The organism is Spiroplasma endosymbiont of Tiphia femorata (assembly GCF_964020225.1).
GTDB lineage: Bacteria > Bacillota_I > Bacilli_A > Mycoplasmatales > VBWQ01 > Spiroplasma_E.
On record NZ_OZ026544.1, the window covers coordinates 325,208 to 349,859 of the forward strand.

At 22.6% G+C, this 24,652-nt stretch carries 23 protein-coding genes; 21 read left to right on the forward strand and 2 right to left on the reverse strand.

What is annotated here, in order from left to right:
- The first annotated feature begins 134 nt into the window (after positions 1-134).
- The 15 genes from infC (at position 135) to AACK83_RS02070 (ending at position 14,155) form a co-directional block, all read left to right on the forward strand.
- Positions 135-677: a translation initiation factor IF-3 gene (gene infC, locus AACK83_RS02000; protein WP_174480738.1), complete on the forward strand. Its 543-nt coding sequence runs from the start codon at positions 135-137 to the stop codon at positions 675-677.
- Between the two features lie 16 nt (positions 678-693).
- Positions 694-882 (forward strand): 50S ribosomal protein L35, encoded by a 189-nt coding sequence (gene rpmI, locus AACK83_RS02005; RefSeq protein WP_338959025.1) that lies wholly within the window; start codon positions 694-696, stop codon positions 880-882.
- A 16-nt stretch (positions 883-898) separates the two neighbouring features.
- Positions 899-1,258, forward strand: a complete 360-nt coding sequence (gene rplT / locus AACK83_RS02010) for a 50S ribosomal protein L20 (RefSeq protein WP_338959028.1) — start codon at positions 899-901, stop codon at positions 1,256-1,258.
- 88 nt (positions 1,259-1,346) lie between these two features.
- Entirely contained in the window at positions 1,347-2,207 is an 861-nt protein-coding gene (locus AACK83_RS02015) for a YwaF family protein (protein ID WP_252320318.1), read from the forward strand.
- Positions 2,208-2,238: 31 nt separating this feature from the next.
- Complete coding sequence (locus tag AACK83_RS02020; RefSeq protein ID WP_338959033.1) at positions 2,239-2,742, forward strand: dUTP diphosphatase; 504 nt, start codon at positions 2,239-2,241, stop codon at positions 2,740-2,742.
- A 35-nt stretch (positions 2,743-2,777) separates the two neighbouring features.
- Positions 2,778-3,485 (forward strand): SprT family zinc-dependent metalloprotease, encoded by a 708-nt coding sequence (locus AACK83_RS02025; RefSeq protein WP_338959036.1) that lies wholly within the window; start codon positions 2,778-2,780, stop codon positions 3,483-3,485.
- Positions 3,463-4,242, forward strand: coding sequence for an RNA methyltransferase (locus AACK83_RS02030; RefSeq protein ID WP_338959038.1), 780 nt, complete (start codon positions 3,463-3,465; stop codon positions 4,240-4,242). Before AACK83_RS02025 ends, AACK83_RS02030 begins: the two co-directional genes overlap by 23 nt.
- A 64-nt stretch (positions 4,243-4,306) precedes the next feature.
- Positions 4,307-5,371, forward strand: a complete 1,065-nt coding sequence (pheS, locus tag AACK83_RS02035) for a phenylalanine--tRNA ligase subunit alpha (RefSeq protein ID WP_252320310.1) — start codon at positions 4,307-4,309, stop codon at positions 5,369-5,371.
- 24 nt (positions 5,372-5,395) lie between these two features.
- Complete coding sequence (gene pheT, locus AACK83_RS02040; protein ID WP_338959041.1) at positions 5,396-7,801, forward strand: phenylalanine--tRNA ligase subunit beta; 2,406 nt, start codon at positions 5,396-5,398, stop codon at positions 7,799-7,801.
- A gap of 76 nt (positions 7,802-7,877) precedes the next feature.
- Complete coding sequence (locus AACK83_RS02045) at positions 7,878-9,299, forward strand: MATE family efflux transporter (RefSeq protein WP_338959043.1); 1,422 nt, start codon at positions 7,878-7,880, stop codon at positions 9,297-9,299.
- A 458-nt stretch (positions 9,300-9,757) separates the two neighbouring features.
- The gene (locus tag AACK83_RS02050) at positions 9,758-10,273 is read left to right on the forward strand and encodes a hypothetical protein (RefSeq protein WP_338959046.1); all 516 of its coding nucleotides are present in this window, start codon (positions 9,758-9,760) and stop codon (positions 10,271-10,273) included.
- A 12-nt stretch (positions 10,274-10,285) separates the two neighbouring features.
- Positions 10,286-10,585 (forward strand): hypothetical protein, encoded by a 300-nt coding sequence (locus AACK83_RS02055; protein WP_338959048.1) that lies wholly within the window; start codon positions 10,286-10,288, stop codon positions 10,583-10,585.
- Between the two features lie 102 nt (positions 10,586-10,687).
- Entirely contained in the window at positions 10,688-12,517 is a 1,830-nt protein-coding gene (locus AACK83_RS02060; protein ID WP_338959050.1) for a hypothetical protein, read from the forward strand.
- Positions 12,518-12,656: 139 nt separating this feature from the next.
- Positions 12,657-13,388: an ABC transporter ATP-binding protein gene (locus AACK83_RS02065; RefSeq protein WP_338959053.1), complete on the forward strand. Its 732-nt coding sequence runs from the start codon at positions 12,657-12,659 to the stop codon at positions 13,386-13,388.
- Positions 13,388-14,155: an ABC transporter permease gene (locus AACK83_RS02070; protein ID WP_338959055.1), complete on the forward strand. Its 768-nt coding sequence runs from the start codon at positions 13,388-13,390 to the stop codon at positions 14,153-14,155. Before AACK83_RS02065 ends, AACK83_RS02070 begins: the two co-directional genes overlap by 1 nt.
- A gap of 99 nt (positions 14,156-14,254) precedes the next feature.
- On the opposite strand, the gene AACK83_RS02075 is transcribed toward AACK83_RS02070, so the two are convergent.
- Positions 14,255-14,872, reverse strand: coding sequence for a BspA family leucine-rich repeat surface protein (locus AACK83_RS02075; protein WP_338959057.1), 618 nt, complete (start codon positions 14,870-14,872; stop codon positions 14,255-14,257).
- A gap of 409 nt (positions 14,873-15,281) precedes the next feature.
- Here AACK83_RS02075 and AACK83_RS02080 point away from each other — a divergent pair, with 409 nt between their 5' ends.
- Complete coding sequence (locus AACK83_RS02080) at positions 15,282-15,692, forward strand: GNAT family N-acetyltransferase (protein ID WP_338959060.1); 411 nt, start codon at positions 15,282-15,284, stop codon at positions 15,690-15,692.
- Positions 15,693-16,422: 730 nt separating this feature from the next.
- Complete coding sequence (locus tag AACK83_RS02085; protein WP_338959063.1) at positions 16,423-19,050, forward strand: valine--tRNA ligase; 2,628 nt, start codon at positions 16,423-16,425, stop codon at positions 19,048-19,050.
- A gap of 7 nt (positions 19,051-19,057) precedes the next feature.
- On the opposite strand, the gene AACK83_RS02090 is transcribed toward AACK83_RS02085, so the two are convergent.
- Positions 19,058-19,540 carry a hypothetical protein gene (locus AACK83_RS02090; protein ID WP_338959066.1) on the reverse strand — a complete coding sequence of 161 codons (483 nt, stop codon included), beginning with the start codon at positions 19,538-19,540 and terminating at the stop codon, positions 19,058-19,060.
- A gap of 102 nt (positions 19,541-19,642) precedes the next feature.
- On the opposite strand from AACK83_RS02090, the gene AACK83_RS02095 reads away from it, so the two are divergent.
- The 4 genes from AACK83_RS02095 (at position 19,643) to holA (ending at position 24,621) form a co-directional block, all read left to right on the forward strand.
- A complete protein-coding gene (locus AACK83_RS02095) occupies positions 19,643-20,188 on the forward strand; it encodes a hypothetical protein (protein ID WP_338959069.1) in 546 nt (181 codons plus the stop codon).
- A gap of 272 nt (positions 20,189-20,460) precedes the next feature.
- Entirely contained in the window at positions 20,461-22,299 is a 1,839-nt protein-coding gene (locus AACK83_RS02100) for a ComEC/Rec2 family competence protein (protein WP_338959072.1), read from the forward strand.
- A 196-nt stretch (positions 22,300-22,495) separates the two neighbouring features.
- The gene (locus tag AACK83_RS02105; protein WP_338959074.1) at positions 22,496-23,494 is read left to right on the forward strand and encodes an SGNH/GDSL hydrolase family protein; all 999 of its coding nucleotides are present in this window, start codon (positions 22,496-22,498) and stop codon (positions 23,492-23,494) included.
- A 215-nt stretch (positions 23,495-23,709) separates the two neighbouring features.
- The gene (gene holA / locus AACK83_RS02110) at positions 23,710-24,621 is read left to right on the forward strand and encodes a DNA polymerase III subunit delta (RefSeq protein ID WP_338959077.1); all 912 of its coding nucleotides are present in this window, start codon (positions 23,710-23,712) and stop codon (positions 24,619-24,621) included.
- Positions 24,622-24,652 lie beyond the last annotated feature (31 nt).

The following is a 24,652-nucleotide window of genomic DNA, read 5'->3' on the forward strand; positions in this document are numbered from 1 at the left end:
TAGTTTTTACGCTCACCTGATAGCTAAGTTGTTATAGGTTCAATGCTTTAAATTTTTATTTTTAAAATAAAGTTTTGTAGTGGTGAGTGTGCGTTTTAGCACACTTTTATTTATGCAAATTAAAGGAGGTATGTATGGCTTTTAAAAATAATGATAATTTATGAAATAGTAATATTCCCTTTTATGAATTTTTATTAATTGGTAATGATGGTACTAATTATGGTTTAATGAAAAAAAATGATGCTTTAAAAAAAGCAGAAGATTTAGGATATGACCTATTATGTATATCACCAAATGCTAAACCACCTGTTTGTAAAATGTTTAAATTTGATACATATCGTTTTGAACAACAAAAAAAGGAAAAAGAAGTTAAAAAAGCACAAAAATTAACAATTGTTGAAGAAAAAGAAATTCGACTAAGTGTTGTTATTGATAACAATGACATTAAAACAAAGGCAAATAAGGCTCGTAAATTTCTAAGTAATGGTAACAAAGTAAAAGTTACATTAAAATATCGTGGTCGTGAATTACATAATCCTGAAGCAGGATTTGAAGTAATTACAAAATTTTATAAAGAATTAGAAGATATTTGTATTTATGATAAAAACTTTGATAAAAAAGAAAAAAATATACAAACTATTTATCTTTTTCCAAAAAAGAAAAATCAAGAAAATTAACAATAGGAGGTAAAATATGCCAAAAATGAAAGCAAAAAAAGCTTTAAAAAAAAGAATTAAAGTAACAGGAAGTGGTAAATGAATGCGTAGTGGTGCTTTTGTTTCTCACTTAGCTCAAAATAAAACAACAAAACAAAAACGTCAATTACGTGGGTGAAGTGAAGTATCTGCTTCTGACTATAAGCGTTTAAAAGATTTAATTTAGGAAGGTGACAAAATAAATGGCTAGAGTTAAAGGTGGTTATATAACTAATCATCGTCGTAAAAAAATACTAAAAGCAGCAAAAGGATATTATGGAGCAAAACATAGTTTATATCGTACAGCAAATGAACAAGTAATGAACTCATTAGCATATGCTTATCGTGATCGTAAAAATTGTAAACGTGAGTTTCGCAAGTTATGAATTCAAAGAATTAATGCAGCTGTTCGTAATTATGATTTATCATATTCACGTTTTATTGATGGCTTAAATAAAGCTAATATTAATCTTAATCGTAAAATATTGTCTGAGTTATCAATTAATCAACCAGAAGAATTTGAAAAATTAGTTTTGGCATCAAAATCTGCTTTAGCAAAATAATTAATTGCATAATTTTATATAAATTAAAAAATAAATTCGCTTCTTAGTATAAAAATAAGAAAGAAATTTAAAAAAAGAGGGGGCCATTATGCAATTTGTTTTTCTTGGATTTTTTGATGGTAATCCACAAGCAGTTATTAATCCTTTATTTGGTATGTATTATTGAATTGGCTTATCTATATCATTATTCTTGATAATTAGTTTATTTATTTTTAAAAGGTTTTATGCTAATTTAAGTAAGTGCTATAGTTTTAAATGTAGTTTAGGTATTTTTCAAATACTTTTATATATTAGTTTTTATATTGTTCATGGATTGAATGGTGATAATTATCAATGGTATGATTATTTTCCTTTTCAATTATGTTCGGTATTAAATATTACTAGTGGTATACTATTAATTATTCCTAATAAAAGTTTATTTAATATTACTTTTCCTTTAATTGGTCCTGTTATTTTGGCATTTTTATTACCAGATAAAACAAAATGAGTTTTTGGTCCACAGCATTTTCTTTATTGAAATTATTATTTTATTCATATTATTATTCTTTTTTCTTATTTACTTTTATATTTATATGGTCATATTGAATATGACAAAATATATATCAAAAAAAGTATATTATATTTAACTTTATTTGGTAGTGGTGTTTTTATTTTTAATACTTCTTTTGGTACTAATTACTTATTTATTGGTAATGCTGGTTATACAGCAAGTTTTGGTAAAAAAGTATTAGACACTTCAGTGTGGTTACCAATTTTACGTTTTACATTTATGTCTGTTGTTGGTATTTCATTACTAGTTTTAACATATATTTTTATTATAAAAACTTTATCTCCTTTTTATTTAGAAAAAGGAACAAAAATTAATCCTATTTATAAAGATAAAAAATCATTAATTACAAAATTTTATAAAAAATTAAATTTAAAAGATAAAAAAATAATGAAATCTTAATTAATAATTAAAAAAAGAAAGTGAGTTAATTATGTTAAATTCAAAACAATTTTTAACAATTATCCAACTTCAAAATGAGTTAGATAAAAAAATAATTATTAATCGTGGTGTTAGCGATATTAAAACATTAAATTCTAGATTTTTAGCACTTTTAGTTGAATTAGGTGAATTTGCAAATGAACAAAGATGTTTTAAATATTGAAGTTCAAAACCAAGTAGTGAAAAATCAGTAATGCTTGAAGAATATATTGATAGTCTTCATTTTATTCTTAGTATCGGTAATAGCCTTAATATTGATTTTCAAAATTTTAGTTTTTCAGAAAAAACAAATTATCAAGATCTTAATCTTGCATTCATTGATTTATTTGCTTTTGTTACAACTCTTTTTAAATCAAAATCAAGTAATGATTTTTTTGAATTATTAAATATTTATTTTACAATTGGTAAAAAATGTAATTTTAATAGTGAAGACATTATTTCTTGTTATATTTATAAAAATGAAATAAATCATTTACGACAATCACAAAATTATTAATGGAAATAAGTGATCGTTTTATTTAGGAGATTAAAATGACTAATGTTAAAATTTTCAATTATAATAATACAAAATGAGAGTACATTATTACATATAAACAACAAAAACATATGTATTTAAAAGTGCGCAACGATCAAATTATTATTAGTGCTCCATTTTTTATGCAAGAAAAATTAATTGAAGATTTCATTTTAAAAAGTTTACCTAAAATTTTAAAAAAGAAAACTATATTAAAACCTAATATTGTTATTAATAATAATGACAGTTATCTTTATTTTTTAAGTAAAAAATATAAATTAATTACTAAGTATCATTCAAAAAAAACCATTATTTATTTTGAATTTAATAATTTGGTAGTATGCACAAATATTCAAGATGATAAGCAAATATTAATTAAAATTCAAAAATTTTTAAAAGAAGAGTCAAAAAATATTTTTATGAGTCGCTTACAATATTGATCAGAAATTATCAATATTGAGTTTTCAGTACTAAAAATTCGTTCGATGTTAAATAAATGAGGTGTTTGTCAACCAAATACTAAAATCATTACACTTAATTATAAATTAATTCATTTTGATTATGCTGTAATTGATTATGTTATAATTCATGAGTTAACGCATATAATTCATGCTCATCATAAAAAAACATTTTGAAATTTTGTTGCTCAATATTGTCCAGATTTTCAAGATTGTCAAAAAATATTAAAACAAGGAGTTATGGATGAAACAAATAACCTCACTTAAAAATCCAATAATTCAAGAATTAGTTTTATTACATGAAAGAAAACATCGCAATGTTAAAAAAAAGTTTTTAATTGAAGGAGAACATTTAATTAGTATTGCATTATTAAAAAAAAGATTACTTGCAGTATATGTTGATGAGAAGTATTTAGACAAATATGCAAATTTATTAAAAACTTGTAATAATATTGAAGTTATTGTTGTAAATAGTATGATTATTAAAAAAATTTCACAACAAAAAACACCACAACCAATAATTGGCGTTTGTAATATTGTTAAACCTTTAAATTATTTTTATTCTTCTCATATTATTCTAATTGATACAATTCAAGATCCAGGTAATTTAGGAAATATTTTACGCAGTGTTACTGCTTTTAATATTTCTGAAGTATATTTATCAAATGAAAGCGTTGATTTATATAATCACAAAGTAATTAGTGCAAGTCAAGGAGCTATTTTTTATACTAATGTGTATTATGAAAATTTTGATCAATTTTTATTAAAAGTAAAAAATGCAAATTATATGATTTATGGTACATTTCTACATGAAGATAATAGTACTAATTTATCTGAAATTACCTTTAAGCAAAAGAATGCTTTTTTATTTGGCAATGAAGGACAAGGTATTAATAAAAAGTATAAAGATAAAATTAATAGTAATATTTTTATTCCAACTTCTTTTAATGTTGAATCATTAAATTTAGCAACAAGTGTAGCAATAGTAACGTATTGCTTATTTACTAGTAATATATTAAAATAAATTATACTTATTTTGAATTATAAAAATTTAATTATACATATTAATAAATTAATGGAGGAATAGAATGTTAGCGGTTAACGATTTAAAAAAAAGATTAGAAATTATTAGACAGCAAGCATTTAATAATATTGATGAAGTTGCTGATTTACATAAATTGCAAGTTTTAAAATCACAATATTTAGGTAAAAATTCGGATATTAATAATATATTAAAATCTTTAGAAAAGTTTCCTCATAATTTTAGAATTGAAATTGGTCAAGCAGCTAATAAATTAAAAAAAGAAATTAATGAATATATAATAAAAAAATTTAATGAAATTGAGAAAGATAACATTAATGAGCGTCTTAAATCTTCAGAAATTGATTTAACACTACCGGGTATTGATTTTAATATTGGTCACACCAATCCTTTATTAAAAACTGTTACCGAAATATCTGAAATTTTTAAAAATTTGGGTTATCAAATCATTAGTGGTAATGAAGTAGAAAATGAAGAATATAATTTTAATCGCTTAAATTTACCATTTGATCATCCAGCAAGAGATATGCAAGATACTTTTTATCTTGAAAATAATAATGACAAACTTAATCGTTGATTATTAAGAACACACGCTACAAATATGACTGCACGCATTCTTAGCGAGCAAGATAAAAATTCAAAAGAAACCACGGCTATTATTAGTTTAGGAAATGTTTATCGAAAAGATGATGATGATGTTACTCATTCTCACCAATTTATGCAAGTTGATGGGTTTTTAGTTGGATCTAATATTACTTTTGCAAATTTAAAATGAACATTAAATTATTTTTGTCAGCAATTTTTTGGTATGGAAACTAAAACAAGATTACGTCCTAGTTATTTCCCATTTACGGAGCCTTCAGTTGAAGTAGATGTAAGTTGCCCAAAATGTAATACAGAAGGTTGTTCATTATGTAAGTATACTGGTTGAATTGAAGTTTTAGGTGCTGGTATGATTCATCCAAATGTTTTTATTGCTGCTGGTTTAGATGAAACAACAGCAGGTTTTGCCTTTGGTGTAGGCATTGAAAGAATTACTATGATTAAATATGGCATTGACGATATCAGATTATTTTATAATAATGATTTTCGATTCTTAAAACAATTTTAAAAATTAAAAGGAGTATAAAATAAAATGATAGTTTCACGTAAAATCATTTCGCAGTGATTGAATATTAATAGCATTAAAGATTATGAAATCGTTGATGCTTTAAATAGTTTGGGTTTTGAGGTTGATCAAGTAAAAAATTTAATGTTCAGTAATACAAACTTAGTTGTTGGTCAAATTACTAAAATTACTAAACATCCTAAATCAAATAAATTAAATATTTGTGAAGTAACAGTAGGCACTGAAATGTTAACTATAGTTTGTGGTGCAGCAAATGTAGTTATTGGTATTAAAGTTGTTGTAGCAAGGATAGGAAGTACTTTAGGTAATGGTCTTACTATTGTTGAAAGAACAATTCAAGACGTTGTTTCTTCAGGAATGCTTTGTTCATTAACAGAATTAGGATTAAGTGGTATTGTTCAGAATAAAGAAGAATTAAGTGGTATTATTCATTTACCAGATGATGCAATGGTTGGTAATATTAATCCATTACAATATTTAAATTTAGATGATACAATTTTTTTTATTGATTTAACAGTAAATCGTAGTGATTGTTTGGGGATTTATAGTATTGCTAGAGAATTAAGCGGTTATTTTAAAATTCCTTTAAAAAACATGGAAGTTAGTAGTATAGGAAAATTTGATAATAAAAGTCAAGTTAGTGTTCTTAATGGTAAAATTCAAGCTTTAGCAACATTAAAGATTGAATTTGATGATAAATCTGTAATAACACCAATTTGAATTAGAAGAACACTACAACTTGCAAATATTGTACCCAAAACTTTATCAGAAGATATTATTCATTTAGTAATGTTAGAATTGGGTCAACCCTTAATTACTTTTAGTGCCGATGTTTTAAAAAAACCATCTTTAAATATTTCACCTAAATCATACCCAGAAGGTAATTTGCAAATTAAAGAGGGTGATATTTTATTACATGATAAATATTTGGCTTTTAGTGTTTTAGGAGTTAGTCATAATATTGAATATGAAGTTAAACCAAGTTCCAAAGAAGTTTTTATATTTTCAATTAATCCTGATGTTACCTTAATGAGTAAACAAGCAAAGCGACATGGTGCTCTTATTAATACATTATTAGAACGTTTAACAAGACCAGTTGTTCCTGATTATTATTTAATTGCTTTACAACGTTATTTGTTTATTTTAGGACAATTACAAGTTAAATATGAAATTACTGGTTTTAGTAATGATGTTCCTTATCAAGTTAAAACAAAAGTGATCAATTTTAATTTTAATTTTATTAATAAAATTTTAGGTACAAATTTTGGGGTTAATGAAATAATTAATTATTTGACTATTATTGGTTGTCAAATTGAAATTGATGCAAAAAATCAAGAAATTTTAAAAGTAACAGTTCCTAATCATCGTAGTGATTTAAATAATGCTAATGATTTTAGTGAAGAAGTTGCCAGAGTATTTGGATATGATAAATTACCAGTTATTAAACCACAATTTAATGTATCATTTAAGTCACCAACGGCAATGGAAAATTTAATGATGAAGTGAAGACAACATTTAACAAGTTATGGTTTTAATCAAGTAAAAACATATAGTTTAACAAGTATGCAGAGATTAAATGATTTTAATTTTTTTAAATATAAAATACCTGTAAAATTAGAAGCACCTTTGACATTAACAAGAGAAGTTATGCGTTTTAGTTTGACAGATAGTTTATTAAGAATTTGTCAATATAATTATGCACGTAAAGAAACACAATTAAAAATTTTTACTGATGAAACTATTTATACAGGTGATGAAACTGATGATAATCATCATTTAGCTTTTATGATTATGGATAATTTTTGACCAAAAATTAATACTAATAGAATTACTAATAGTACGTATTATTTTATTAAAGGTTTTTTAGATGGTTTTTTAGCAAAAGTTATGCCAAATTTATTTAACTCTATTGTTTATAAAACAAATAATAATTCTTTAATGCATCCGTATTTAAGCGCAGATATTTTTTATGAGCAAGAACATATTGCTACTATTGGCGCACTGCATCCACAAACTGAAAAAATAATGAATGTTGAAAAAATATTCTTAGCAGAAATTAATTGTAGTAAGTTAGTTAAAATCATAGAAGAACAACAAAAAGTAGTTTCTAAATTTAAGCTTTGATCAAAATTTAATGCTTTAAGTCGTGATATATCAATTATTGTTAATAGTAATATTCAATTTTCTGATGTAAAAAATGCTATAATATTTGCAAATATTGATTTTTTAGAACAAATATCTTTGGTAGATTTTTATAATGATGAAAAATTAAAATCACAAAATCAACACTCATTAACTTTTAATTTGAAATTTAATAGTCAAGAAGAACAATTAGATGAAACAAAAGTAAGTGGACAAATAAGTATTATTCAAGAAATATTAAAGAAAAAATTTCAAGCAATTATTCGTTAAAAATATAACAAAATATTAAATAATAACATTAATATATTTTTTTATTATATTAAATTTTTAAATTGGGTGAGATAATATGAAAACATTAAACAAAGATAATTTAAACTTTTATAAAATGGCATTATTATTTATGATTCCAATTTGTGCACAATCTTTAATTGAAACATTAATAAACTTAATGAATAATTTTGTGGTTGGTCAATTTGGAAATGATGATGCTATTGCTGGAGTTGCATCATCAAGTAATATTTATGATATGGTTTGATATATCTTTTTTGCTATCGTTGCTACCGGTAATATTTTTACTGCTCAATATTTAGGTATTAAAGATAAGAAGAAAATTCAAGAAACTACTAATATAAAATTATTTTATACTTTAATTTTTTCAATATTTTTTGTTGTAATATTAGAATTATTTAGCAAACAAATTATGGGAGTAATTCTTGGTGCTGAAGATAATTCTCATGAAAATGCTATTGGTATTGCTGAAGAATATAGTAAATTAATTGCTTGAAATTACCCATTGTTAGGTTTTGCTTTTATTATGTCAATTACTATGAATACATGTGGTAATGTTAAAACACCATTGATAACTTCTATTTGCTCATTACTCTTAAATACATTTTTAGTTTGTATTTTATCATTACCATATAGTGGGGGACCACAATTAGGTATTGAAGGATTAGCAATAAGTTTAATTATTTCAAGAGCAGTAGAATGTTTTATATTGTTAGGTTATTTAATTTATAAAAAACCAATTTATGCTCCTAATTGAAATATTTTTAAATTTACAAAAGATTTACATAAAAAATATATTATTACTTTTATTCCTTTATTTGCTAGTCAAGTATTATTTGGTGTTTCAGTAGTAATGTTAACAGCTTTATATTCTCATTTTGGTGATACTGAAGTTGTTGCCGCTGTGCAAATTGTTGGTAGTGTTGTTGCTATTTTTTATTCTACTTTTAGGGGATATAATGCTTTAGTTGGATATGCTGTTGGTAGCAAGTTAGGTTCAGGAGAACTAGTACTGGCTAAAGAAAATGCTAACAAGATATTAAAATTGAGTTTTGCTATTTCAACTGTTATTGCTTTAATTATTTTGGGTAGTGCTTTTTGAGTTCCAAAAGTATTATTTCCAAATTTATCTAATAATGCTATGAAACTTGCAGTTTGATATATGGCTTTTTCAGCAGTAACTTATTTTTTCATTAATATGATGCAACCATTATTTAGTTTTCTTTATGCTGGTGGCTATACTTTAATTATTAGTATTGCTGATCTATTTTTAATTTGATTTATTGATATTTTTATTACTTTTGCTTTATTGCAGTGAACTGACTTAAGTATTAAAATGGTAATTATGATTTCGTGTTTAAGTAAATCAGCTGATTTTATTTGTGCTTATGTATTTTATAAAGTAATTCCTTGAAATAAAAATATTATTAATTCTAAAGTAGAAAATGTACCTCATCCGACATTTGAACCACATGGATAATATAAAAATCCCTTTTTAATAATAGATTTTATTTTAATAAATTTTGTTTAAAAAATGTTAAAAAAATTTTATTATATTTTAGCAAATAAATTCATATTTATCGTTTTATTTTTATTGTATTTAATATACAATTATTATAGTTACTGGTGTGATTTTAGAGGATGGTAGAAGTAATGATTTTTTTATTTTTAGTTATAATTAAACTTTTATAATAATTAAATTTTAAATAACTAAATAAATACGGACATTAAAAATTTTGACATACCTTTATTATAAGAAATTTTTGTTTTTTGAAAGAATTTTAAAAATAAGTTTAAGTAAATATATAAAAATAGTAATAACACCAGAACTAATAAAATCATTTTGGAATTAAAAAAGAAATTAAGAAATAATAAAAAAATAAAAAAAGCATGATTGTTTTAAAATTTTTTTATTTTTTTATAAAAAGGAGAAAGAAAATGTTAAAGTTTATAAGAAAATTTTATAATAAGTATCTTAAAAAGTACTTTAAAAAGAAAAATAAAGAATTACAAAAATTAAGAAAAGAAATTCTTGATATAGAAGAAGAGATGAAAAAACTAAAAGAAGACAATATTTTTTTATTTAAGACTATTAAAATGTTTTTAAATTATCAAAATAGTTCAATTGATAATCCTTTATATTTTAATCAAGATGATCATATTTATGAAGAAATAAAAGAAAAAACTATTTTTGAAAAATTTATTTATGAAAATGTAAAAGATGAAACAACTTCATTGAGTTCAGTTGGTAATAATGTTCCTCCACAATTACCACCAAGAAATAAAACAAGTGAAAATAATATGAAAGTAACGACCGAAGAAACTAATGAAATTAAACCATCAAATATTACAAAAAAAGTAGAAGAACAACCTATTTATGAAAAAATAAATACCGATCCAATTTATGATGAAGTTAAATCAAATGTTAAACCATTTTGTTGTTCTATTTCTTAGGAGGGCAAAACTATGAAAAAAATATTAAGTATATTTACAATAAGTACTTTAGCATCATTACTTTTCACAAGTAACATTATTAATAGTATCATTATTAATAATGATAGTAATAAAATGGATAATAATGTTGTTAAAAAAAATTCCTTACTACCAAAAAAAGAATCAACAAATGAGCCCTTAACTCATTTATTTAATAATCAATATAATTATTTAACAAATAGTAATTGAATTACTAATCAATCAAATTTAGATCAAAAATTTTACAGTTATGATACAAATCATGCTAATTATAAGTTGAGCAATGATATTTAATGCTAGAGAAGTTTTTTTGTTGATAATGATGGTAATTTAAATTATGATTCTACACTTATTTTAGAAAAGGATAAGTTAAATATTGAAAATACAAAACAAGAAATGATTAACTATAAAAAAGTGACAAAAACTAAAGATAAAAAAAATATATCTAATGAAAGTATTTATGATAATAATTATTTTGAAGGTGATAATAATGATTGACAATATATTCAATTTGGAGGATTAAATAGTCATATTGATATTTCAAATCAAGTAGGTGCTGATAAAGTTGAACACAGTAATAATCTAAATGAAACATTAGGTTTATATTATATTGTTAAAGCAGTACACGAAAATAAAATTACTAAAGGTGTAGCTGATAGTTTAGGAAAGGATTTTATTAGTAAAATTAGTATTAAAAATAGTTTTAATAAAAGTTTAACTAATGAGATTATTAATTTAATTGTTGATAAAGAAAAAGTTTATAAACTAATTAATGAATTGCCCTTTTCTAATGATGCAAGAGATTATTCAATTAATTATATTTTTGATAAAGATAATAATGTAATTGAAATTTATGATAATAAATTTAATAATACGAATTTAAGTAAAAATATTAATATATTTAATTCTCAATCATTTGATGGAACTAATAGTTGAGAAGATTTTAAATCAGAAAACTACACTTTAATTAATTGAACAAAATATGCAAAAAGATGAGAAGAATTTTGTCTATTATGACCTAGCCTTTCATTTAATAATTCTTATATTAAATTAACTAATTCTAATGGTCCTGTTATTAACAATAATCTAAGTTTAATGACTAATAAAATTAATAAATCTATTCCTGAGTATATTGCTCCTCCATTTAATGATCCTGTAGTATTAAATAATGATACTTTTAATTTTAAGTTTGAAAATAATTTTTGAATTTTTATGGCTCAAAATCGAATTCATATATATTTATGTATATGGCACGATGATAATAATATTTATTGTCAATATGCAGGTCATAATTTTTCTCAGTTTTGTGCTAGTGGTAGTTCTTATGATATAAAATTAGATTCTATTACATTTCATAATTTATCTGATTCATCTGTTTTATTAAATAAAAAAATAGCAAATGAAAAAATTTATGCTTTGGGTGTTGATTCACAAAGTAATATTTTTAGAACACAAGAAGATAGAGTTTATAAACTTAGTACTACAGGAGTAGAAACTTTAATAGAAGGATTAGATGCTGGTAAAACTGCCAGAAATATAGTAATTGATAATGAAGATAATGTTTATGTTGGAACTGATTCTGGTTCTGTTTATAAAAGTGATGGAATACATAAATTTGAAAAAATTTTATTGCCAGATTCAACAAATTGAATATGAGCTTTAGCGGTTAATAAAAAAACCGGCATTGTTTATGTTGGGAATGATGATGGTGTGTATAGCATTGATAAAAATAGTAACGTTAATCATATGTTAGGAACACATGATTATATTAATAGTTTAGCAATAGGTGAAGATGGTTCTGTTTTTGCTGGAGCTAATAATCATGGTAAAATTTATAAAAGTAATGGTGTAAATGATTTTCAATTAATTAAAGAACAAAATGATGCTGGGTCAATAAAAAGTTTAGTCGTAGATACTATTGGAACTATTTTTGCTGGTTCTGATAATGGTAATATTTATCAAATTAATAGTGGAAGTATGTATTCTAAAATTTTAAATACAGGTCATGAAATTAAACGATTAATTATTGATAGAGATGGTGTTTTGTTCGCTGGTGTTGATTCAAATCAAATATATAAAAAAGTAAAAAAATCATCTATTTTTTGCAATATGTTAGGAATAGATAATGATAATGAACATATTCTTGCCTTAACAATTAATTCAGAAAATACTTTATATGCTGCAGGAACTGAAGGAATTTTGTATTCAAATAAAAATTTTAAGTAACATTTAAAATGTTACTTAAAATTAAATATATTAAAAAAAATTTTAATTAAAAAAAATGTTGGTTCTTATGATATAAAATTAGATTTTTTTAATGCTATACTTATTTATAAAGTTTAAAATAATATGAAAGGAAGCAATTATGAAAGTAATTAAGGTTAAAAATATTACGAAGTCGTATAATGGTAATGTTGTACTCGGATCTATTAATTTAGAAATTGAGAGTGGTAGTTCTGTTGCTATTTTTGGTGCTAATGGTGCTGGTAAAACCACATTATGTGAGATTATTAGTAATACTAAAAATGCAAGTACAGGAGAAATTGAATATAACTTTAATAAAAAAGATATTCCATATGTTGTTGGAATAAATTTTCAAGATCAAGTTTATCCTAACTTTATAACAGTTAAAGAATTAATAAATTTTTATCATAAGATTTATTTAGATAAAATAAAACCCGAAATTTTTAATAGTATGTTAGATAAGTTTCAATTAACAGAATTATACAAACGTAAAGTAAATAGTTTATCGGGTGGTCAAAGACAAAGAGTTAATTTATTTTTATCATTATTTCATCAACCAAAAATTTATATTGGTGATGAGATTTCAACTGGTTTAGATGTTAAAACAAGAATTGATATTATTAATTTTTTACAAGAACAAATTAGTTTGAATAACATTACTTTAATTTTAGTTAGTCATAACTTAGATGAAATCCAAGCTTTATGTAAACGTATTATTTTTTTAAAGGATGGTCAAATTATTGATGATACTACTGTTGTTGAAGTTACTAAAAAATATGGTTCATTATTAAAATATTATTTAGAAAAAACAGAAACACCATTAGAAATAACTACGAGAAAGGAAAAAAAATAATGCTAGCAATGTTTCAATTATTATTTGGTTATTTTAAGAAATCTTTCCATAGTATTTTCTTTGGTTTTATTTTCCCTATTATTATGTTAACAATTTTAGTTGCTGTATTAACACCCGGTAACCCAAATGCTGCACAAACAGTATTACCGGGGTTAGTGATGTCAGCTTCACCAGTATTAGGAATTGTTACTTTATCAATGACATATTCTGATTTTAAACAATCAATAATTATTAAAAGAATTGGTGCAACACCATTAAAACCATGACAATTTATTAGTAGTATTTTAATATTTCATGTTATTTTAATTTTTATTGGTAGTTTTTGAACATTAGGAATTGGTGCAGCTTTATATCATAATCAGATTAATTGAGAACTAATTAATTGAGGTTATATATTACTAGCAATTCTGCTTTCATCAATTATGTGTTCAGCAGTAGGAATAATGGTTGGTATTCTTGCTTCTGATTTTAAAATTGCTAATGCTTTTGCTTTATTATTATATTTGCCAACATCATTTTTATCGGGTCAATATATTCCGTATGTAGCCATTAAAGGACAACCAGTTTTAGTTATTATTGCTAAAATTATTCCTTTTTCTTATCCTGTTTCTATTATGAATAGAGGATGAAATAATTATGGTACTCCAAATGATTTAATCAATGCAGCACTTTTTGATAATTACTGAATACCGATTTTAGTTAGTTTACTTTGAATTGGAGCATTAATATTTGGAGCAATTATGGCTTATAAATATCGACGTAAATAAGTAAATAAGAAAAAAGATTTGTTTATAAACAAATTATTTAAAATTATAAAAAATATTTACAAAATAAACAAGCCTAATTAGGCTTGTTTTGATTTATTTTTAAAAAAAATGATACTTAAATTTTGGTCATTTACTGCGGCTATCAATTCCTGAATTAGTAGCAAAAAGATCAAAATTAATAACATTTTTTACATTTCATGCTGAAAGGTTCTGATTAAATTTTTTTGCATTTCAAAACATTCCCATCATATTTGTTACATTTGAAACATCTCAACCGGAAATGTCTTGATTAAATTTTTTTGCATCATAAAACATATAACTCATATCTACTATATTTGATATATTTCAAGAAGCTATGTTTTGATCAAATGTTAGATTATTAGCAAACATATTACTTAAAGAAGTAATTTTTGTTGGTAATTGATCTGGTACTTTTTCAACTATTTTTGGCATTTTAACAGCTTGAATTTCTCTAATTCCATTTTTAAAAAAACCGATTTGAACAATTTCTTTACTTTCTATGTCTGACAAATCTTTATCATTAGTTGTTTTTTGTATTCCATTTTTATCTTTGTAAATTGTATCTTGTTGTGTTTTATTTTGAATATAATTAGTTGTAATATTAGTATTTTGTTTGATAGTGTTTAAGAAACTAGTTAAATTACCTGTGGTTGTTGTAAGTATTAAAATACTTAATGTTTTGATTAATGTTTTCACTAAAAAATCTCCTTTTTTTGTTTTTTCCAATAACTTCTTAAGTTTAAGAAGTTAATTATATTTTAATTCGTTTAAAAATAAATTCAATAAGTGTTAAATTTTATGTTAAAAATAAAAATATATAAATATTAGGAAAAATTTTTTATGTTATTAGTAAGTTTAAATGTAATACAAAAGTTATATAATATATTTTAATTTACATACAATTTGTTTATTTTTTTAAAATAAAGATATTTTTATGATATTATTAAATTAATTTAATAACTGTTAATTACTAGTATAGATAGTTTTATCTATATTAGTTTTTTTGTTTTTATTAAATTAATTTAATTAAAAAAAATATTATATATTGGGTTTATTGCGTTTAAAGTCAAGTTTTATATTGAGTTTATTAGAAAGAAGTTAAAATATGGCAAACGGCAGAGAAGTTATTATTACGAATAATTTAAATAATCCAAGTATAAAAAGTTTATTATTAATTGATGAATTTAATAATAAAATCGGTGACGCAATACTTATTATTGATTTAGAAAAAAAAGAAGATATTTTAGAAAGTATATTTATTGAAGAAAAATATCGTAAGCAACAATATGGTAGTTTACTTATTTACAAAATTTTTGAGATATGTCATAGCAATAATATCGAAAACCTTATTTTATTATCAGATCCAACTAATGTTACTGTCGGTGAATTTTATGAAAAATTAGGATTAACTTATGCATGAAATAAAAAAACTTTTTTTATGATTATGAAATTAATATACCTCATGCAATTTTTAATAAAAGAGATGAAATTGAAAAGTGAAAAAATATTAAAATAAAAGAAATTTTTATTGATTTTGATAAGTCAAAATCAAAAGCTATAAATGATGAACAAAAGATATTAGAGGATAGTGAAATATTATCTAGTATTTTAGATGAAGTTTTAATACATGAAGAATCAATTTTCAAGGAAGATTATCAAAAAGTTATTGATTGATTTAATCAACAAAGAGAACAAATAATCAAAAATCCAAAACAATGATGAAATACTTTAACCCCCAAACAAGTAGATGTTGTTAAAAATGAGGCAAAAAAATGGTGAAATAACTTAACACCAGAACAAAGAAAAATAAAATTATTAGAAAAACAAGCATATCAAAAAAAGACAATAAAAAAAGATGATACTCCTTTATTGTGTGATTTTGATCAAAATATAAAAAATAAATTAGACTGCATGCAGTCTATGAAAACATCAACTCCTGTTGTTAAAAAAGATAATTTTAATATTTAGATTTTTTCTTTTCTCAAATGTCTTGTTTTTTAAAATTAACAATGTAAAATAAAATACATAATTAATTTAAAATATAAAAGAGTAAAATTAAATGGTAATTTAGAGACTTAGTGGTTGCTGTAAACTAAGCAAGTTTAATTTGAAGGTAACTTATATTATTAGTAATTTAAATAATAATTAAGTGCATTTACTTTGTAAATGAATTAGGATGGTACCGCGTTAAAAAACGTTCCTATTTGTGGAATGTTTTTTTATTTTAAAAAAAAGGAGTATAACAAATGAATAGAAATTTAAACAAAAAATATAATCATATTGAAATTGAAAAGGATCGTTATGAACAATGAGTAAAATCTGGATTATTTAAGGCAAATGTTAGTTCTATTAATCCTACATTTTCTATTATCTTACCACCACCTAATGTAACCGGACTTTTACATTTAGGTCATGCTTGAGATAGTACTATCCAAGATTTATTAATTCGTTATAAACGTTTACAAGGATTTAATACTTTATTTATACCTGGTGTGGATCATGCTGGCATTGCCACGCAAGTTAAAGTTGCACAACGTATTAAAGAAGAACAAAAACTTAATTTGCAAGAATTAGGTAAAGATAAATTTTTACAACAAGCATGAAAATGAAAAACAGAATATGCACAAAACATAAGAAAACAGTGAGCAAAACTTGGTTTAGCATTAGATTATTCGCATGAAGTATTTACTTTAGATGAAAATGTTAAGCAAGCAGTTAATGAAGTATTTGTAAAGTTATATAAAGAAGGTTTAGTTTATCGAGGAAAAAAGATAGTAAATTGAGATCCAGAATTAAAAACCGCTATTTCTAATATTGAAGTAAATTATCATGAAACAAAAGGAAAAATGTATTATTTAAAATATTTTATAGAAAATAGTAGTGAATTTATTACTATTGCTACTACCAGACCAGAAACAATGTTTGCTGATCAGTGTATAGTTGTAAATAGTAAAGATAAACGTTATTTACAATTTATTGGTAAAATGGTTGTTAATCCGGCTAATAAAATGTTAATTAAAGTCATTGCTGATGATTATGTTGATATGAATTTTGGAACAGGTGCTATGAAATGCACACCAGCACATGATGCTAATGACTATGAAATTGCATTACGTCACAATTTAGCAATGCCTATTTGTATGAATGTTGATGGAACTATGAATGAATTAGCACAATCATATATTAATCAAGATCGAATGGTATGTCGTAAACAATTAGTTGAACAATTAAGAAAAGAAGATTTAGTTGTAAAGGTTGAAGACCATCTTCATCAAGTTGGTTATTCAGAAAGAAGTAACGCTATTATTGAACCATATTTATCACAACAATGATTCATAAAAATGAAACCATTAGTTGAAATGATTATTGATAAACAAAAAAATAAGAAAACAAAGATTGATTTTCATCCAATATTATTTGAACAACAACTTTTGCAGTGATTAAATAATATTCAAGATTGATGTATTTCTCGTCAATTGTGATGAGGTCATTCGCTTCCAGTTTGATATCATAAAAAAACTAAGAAAATTTATGTTGATACTAACCCACCATCACCAATTAACGATTATATTCAAGAATCAGACGTATTAGATACATGATTTTCTAGCGGTTTATGACCTTTTGTAACCTTGGGTTGACCACAAAAAAATGTTGATTTGCAAAAATATTATCCAATATCAGTATTAGTTACTGCTTATGATATTTTATTTTTTTGAGTTGCACGAATGATGTTTATGGGTTGAAAATTTACTAATCAAAAACCATTTACTAATGTTTTAATTCATGGTTTAATTCGTGATGAACAAGGTAGAAAAATGTCAAAATCATTAAATAATGGAATTGATCCAATGGAAGTTATTAAAAAGTATGGTGCGGATGCTTTACGTTACTTTTTAGTTAGCAATTGTGCTCCAGGTCAAGATTTAAGATTTAGTATTACTAAAGTTGAGTCAGCTTGAAATTTCAATAATAAGTTATGAAACGCTGCACGTTATGTACTAATGAATATTGATGATAAGTTTCAATTGGATGAAAATATTGTCTATAATAATTCATTATCATTTATTGATCAATGAATTTTACAAGAACTTAATCAATTGATTATTTATGTAGAGCAATATATGGAAAAATATGAATTTGTTTTAGTAGTTAAAACACTATCAAATTTTATATGAAATAAATATTGTTCTTGATATATTGAATTAAATAAAGTTAATTTACAAAATCAAGAGCAACAAAGTAACTCATTACAAACATTATATTATGTTTTACAACAAATTATTATTATGGTTCATCCCTTTATTCCCTTTATCACAGAAGCAATCTATGAAGAAATGGGGTATAAAAATAGCATTTTAACAAATAAGTTTCCTAAAGTTAAAGTTATGGAAAAAACAAAAGATGTAACTCAATTTGTTGAAATATTAATTGAAATTATTGGTAATATTCGAGAAATTCGTAAAGAACTTAATTTATCTTTAAAATTACCGTTAACTATTCATATCAATACGACTAATTCTTTTTTTGAATTAGAAAAAAATACTTTAAATCCTTATTTATTACAATTAACTAATAGTCAAATTGTTACTATTAGTGATAGTCCGTTGTCTGTTAATAATAAAATAATTAAAATTATTAATTCAGCAGTAATAGAAATTAATGTTTCAAATTTATTTAATAAAGAAGAACAATTAGCAAAATTAAAAGAGGAATTAGTTTATATTGAAAATGAAATAAAACGTAGTAAAGATATTTTAAGTAACCAACAATTTTTAGCAAAGGCACCACCAACAAAAGTTGAAATAGAAAAGCAGAAATTAGAAAAGTATCAAAATCAAAAAATTTTAATCAATGCCAAGATTAAAGAATTATAAAAAACTTTTATTTTAATTCAAGTTGAAAAATTTCATTATTTTCCAATTTAATATCATCGATACCTACTGAAAAATCAATAAATTCTTTACCATTTCAGTGCTCAATGTATCAAAATTTTTTATCTTCTTGAGTACCTTTTTTACCTTTTACAGCAACCAAAAATCTTCCAATTTGACTTTTTTCAACAGTAAAATCATTAGAACAAGCACTTAGTAAATTACCAAGTGTATTAAAAGTAGTAATATAATTAGTTTTTTCAAGAATAGTTTCCTTGCCGTTGATAGCTGTAATTTCAATATTAGTAGTAACGCTATTTTGATTAGTAGTACCATTTAAGAATTTTGGGATATAAATAATATTTAGTATTAATGAAGTTCCTAATATTAATATAATAGAATTATATTTGCATCATTTAATAAATGTTTTATTTTTAATTATTTTTATAAAATTATTTTCTCATTTCTTACCATCAGTTTTTATTTTTGTCATTATTATCAGCCTTTGCATTATCTTTTTTATTTTATTATATTAAAAAAAATAAAAAAAGGAAATTGCTTATCTCATTTTTAATAATTATTGAGGTGAAATTAAATGAGATTATTAATTATAACATTGACAATTCTTTTTCTTGCAAGTAATGGATTAGTTGTATTAAAGTTGATTAAAAATTTTAATGAAAATGAAATAGTTAGTAAGGAAAAAAATGATACAAAAATTATTACTATTACTGTTGAAATTAAAGAACATTTACCAATTAGAGAAGATTTATGTATACGAAATAAATATTATGTTAAAATTCTTAATTCAAAAATAAGTATTATTAATTTAATTAATACTTTAAATATTTCTAATGTTTATTTTGACATTTTAGCATTAAATCTAAATCAAAATATTAGTGAAAATTATAAATTAATATTATCACCAAGAAATAATGCTATTAAATATTATTCCCGTTATACTATTACTTTAGAGCCTTTAATTAATTTAGGTTTAAATAGTCAAGATGCCAAAAAAGTATTATTATTATTTAATAAAAAAAATTTAAATGCAAAACAATTGTTAGAGAATTTAGAAAAATTATTAATAACTACAAAAAGAAAATATATACAATTGATGCATAAATTTATTAGTTTTTAATGATGTTTACTTATCATGCTTTATTAGTTTTATTTCTAATATTTTTAGTTTTCTTTTTATCAAGTTTTACGATATTTAGTGGTTTAGTTTTATTATTAATAATAATTATTATTTTGTATTTTATTTTTTTTAAAAAGCAATCATTTTATAAGTATTTCTTTTTATTATTAGTATTTACTTTTACTTCCTTAGTTAACATTAACTTTAAAAAAGATGAACATATAAATATTGAAAATGTTAATTTGAAAGTAGTAGAAACCCATCCAAATTATTTGATAATACAAGAAGGATGAAAAAAATATTATTTATTATCACATTATTATATTAATAATATGCAGTATACTATTAATGCCCAATTAGATGATACACTTATTTTTAAAGGTCAAACTAAAGATTTAAAAACTATTAATAATTTTTATGAGTTTGATTTTAAATTATTTTTAAATGCTAATAATGTTAATAAACAAATAGTAGTTAATGAAAATAAAGTAAAAGTTGTTTTTGGAAAAACTCTTAGAAGTATTTTTTTTAATTATATAAATACTTTTCCAAAGGAAATTAAAACTTGAACTAAATTATTATTATTTGGTCAGCAAACCGAAGAAAATAAATCTATTTTTACCATTTTTAATAAGTTTGGTATTACTCCAATTATTGTTGTTAGTGGTTTACACATTAATTTTTTCTTTGTTTTTTTAAAAAAAAGTTTTTGATTTATCAAAAATGAATTAATTAAACTTTTAATTTGCTTTGCAATTTTATGTTTTTATTTATATTTACTTAATTGATCTATTGCAGCAATGAAAGCATTATTTTTTTTAATTTTTAGTTGTATTTTAAAATTTAATAAAAAAACTATTCATCCAATTTCTATTCTTAGTTTTAGTGCTTATTGTTGTCTTTGTTTATGACCTTTACAATTCTATCTTTTAGGATTTCAAGTTTCTTTTGGTATTACTTTTTTGATTTTATTTATTAATAATAAATTTAAAAAATATAGTTATTGGATTAGATTATTATTGATTAATATTGTTTTATTTTTATTCACTATTCCTATTCAGTGACAAATAAATCATGGTTTTAGTTTGTTAACTGTTGCATATTTATTATTTTTTACACCAATCATTATTTTTTGTGATGTTATTTTATTTTTAAATTTATTTTTAAATTCAATTTTAAGTTTTTTTGTTTCTCCAATTTTAAATTTTTTAATTATTATTATTAAGTTAATAAATATGAGTAATATTTGAATTCCGACTTTTCAAATTGAAATTTGAATTTTACAACTTTATTTTTTAATTTTAATAGTTATTTATAACTGTTGACGATATTTTAATTGAAGAATGTTAACAGTTATTATTATTAATTTTGTTTTACTTTCAACATTATGAATGAATAGTATTATTAAACCTTATTATGAATTAACGATGATTAATGTTGGTAATGCTATGAGCTTTTTATTAACTAGTCCTTATAATAAATCTGCTATTTTAATTGATGCGGGCACAGAAGATTTAAAACCAAATAATCCAACTATTTATAATTATCTTTCAGCAAAAGGAATTCATAGTTTAAAAGCAGTATTTTTAACTCATCATGATTTAGAACATATTAGTAATATTGGATTTTTGAAAATGAAATTAAAAATAGATAAAATTTATGAAAATACCAATCAATTATCGCAATATATTATTGATGGTTTTAATCCAATTCATAATTTAGTTTATGGTTTTAATTTGCAATATGTTTCTGAAAATAATAAAAGTTTAGTTTTGTTATTAAAAGTTTATAATTATAAAATTTTATTTACTGGTGATATTGAAGAACAAACCGAAAATTTATTAGTTAACACCCATGTATTAAGTAAAATTAATATTTTACAAGTTCCTCATCATGGTTCAAAAACTTCATCAACTATTAGTTTTTTAAAAACTCTTAATCCAGAAATAGCATTAATTTCCGGACATTATCAAAAACGAAGACAGTTTCCGAATATTGAAACATTGAATAATCTTAAAAAAATTAATTCTCAAGTTTATTATTCGGGAAAAAATAAAATTGTGATTATAAGAATATATATGAAACATTATGGTATTATAACGTTAATATAAACTGATATAATAATATTGTGAGATTAGAAATAGTATTTATATTATTCATGTTCAATATGAATATTTAGTAAAAAGTATTGAATAATTAAAAGAAAATTACTTTTTAGAAAAGAAACTAAAAAATATATAATTAAAACAAAAGGGGAAAAATATGAAAAAAATAAATCATTTATTAAAAATTTTGTTGTTACCTTAAATGTTAATAACTACTATTACATCCAATATTAAGGAAGAAAAAACAGTTATTGATTATTATCAATTATACATTCTTGGTGATAGTCTTTCTGATACTGGGAGTTTTGTTGGAGCTGGGAGTGACTTTGTCCAAAAATCACCATTAGCACCTTGATGAGTCGCTCAAGTAGAATTAGGAGATCCATATTATTTAAATCGCTCTTTCAGTAATGGTAAGGTTGCAGCTGAAATTTTAGCTAATAAATTACATTTAAACTTACAAGCAGGATGAAAATATACGATTTTAAATGATGCAGCAACTTATGAGCAATTTGGTAATAACTATGCGGTTGGGGGTGCTGTTGCAGCTGAAAATGATTCATGAACAGGAACATTTTATTCAAATCGTTTTAGCCTTCAACATCAAATGGCTGCTTTTTTATCTCAACATCAAGATTTACAAAGTGATGATTTAGTCTTTCTTGAATCAGGAAATAATGATATGTTGGCTGCTATTGATAGTGGTAACTATTATAAAGGACTTGATATTATTTATAATGCAATTATAAAAGAAGGAGATATAATTCAAGAATTAATTAATAAAGGCATCCAACATATTGTTGCTACTGATGTTCCAGATTTTAGTCTTGTCCCAAAATATTATGGAACTAAATCGCAAGTTTTAGCAAAACAATTATCTGATGCTTATAAAACACTTTGAAATCACGAGATATTTTTATATACAACTAATTATCCTAATTTTATTAGAAGATTTAGTTTAAGAGAAGAATTAAGTAAATATGCACTGATATTTCAACAAGAAGGTAAAAATATTACTCAAAATGCAATTGAATCTGATTATGCTCATATGGCATTAGATGGTGCTGTTACAGCAACATATGTTAATGGTTCAACAAAAGAAACATTAAATAATTATTTCTTCTTTGATGAAGTTCATCCAACAACATTAGTGCATCAAGCGGTTGCTGAAGATCTTTATAATTTAGTTGAAAAGTGATAATGTTTTAAAACATTAGATATAATAATTACTATATAAGATAAAAGTTCAAATTTGGAATATTATCAAAAACGAAAGTATTTTTCAAATATTGAAACACTGAATAATCTTAAAAAAGTTTATTATTGAGGAAAAAATAAAAGTGTGATTATATATGAAACATTATGATATTATAACATTAACATAAAATATATTAATAATTTTGTGAGGTTGGAAACATGGTTTATATTGTTCATGGTCAAGATGAGTATTTAGTAAGAAAAAATATTGAACAATTAATTAAAAAAAATCATAAAAAAGAAAATTATGATTATAATCTATATGAATTACAAGAGGATACAATTGTTAATATTATTAATGAAATTCAAATTATGAGTATATTTGAAGAAAATAAAGTAATCGTAATTAATGATAGCAGTAATTTATGACAAAAATATATTAAAGAAAAAAAATTTGTTAATGCTTTGCTTAATCATAATCAAAAAACAATGATAATTATTAAAAGTTTAAATGTTGATTTTAAAATTAGTAGAGAATTTCAACAATTTAATATTATCAAAATTAAAAATTATACAAAATCACAATTATTATTATTAATTAATAAAGTTTGCAATAGTTTTAAAATTAACATTACTCAAGAAGCAACTAATTTTCTTTTAGAATACTTGCCAAATGATGTCAGTATTATTTTAAATGAGTTATCAAAATTAAGATTAATTGGAAAAAAAATAACTTCAGATATTATTATTGAGGTGGTTCCTAAATATTTTGAAACAAATATTTTTAAAACTGTTGAATATATATTAAAAAAAGATTATAACAATTTTTGAAGACAATATAACTATTATAATGTTATTAATTATGATAAAATTAAATTGATTAATATTCTTGTATATCAATTAGAATTAATTAGAGATATCAAAATTTTAGTTAAACAAAAAAAAAGTAATGAAGATATTTCCAATATATTAAATATTTCTAAGTTTCAAGTAAAAATATTAGAACAATATTTAAATATTAATTTAAATATTAATAATATTTTGTTAAAATTATATGAATTAGATTACAATATCAAAAAAGGAAAGTTTAATAAAAATATTGCAATTGATTTATTTTTTTTGAATATTTAGTATATAATTATAGATGTTTTAAACTCAAGAG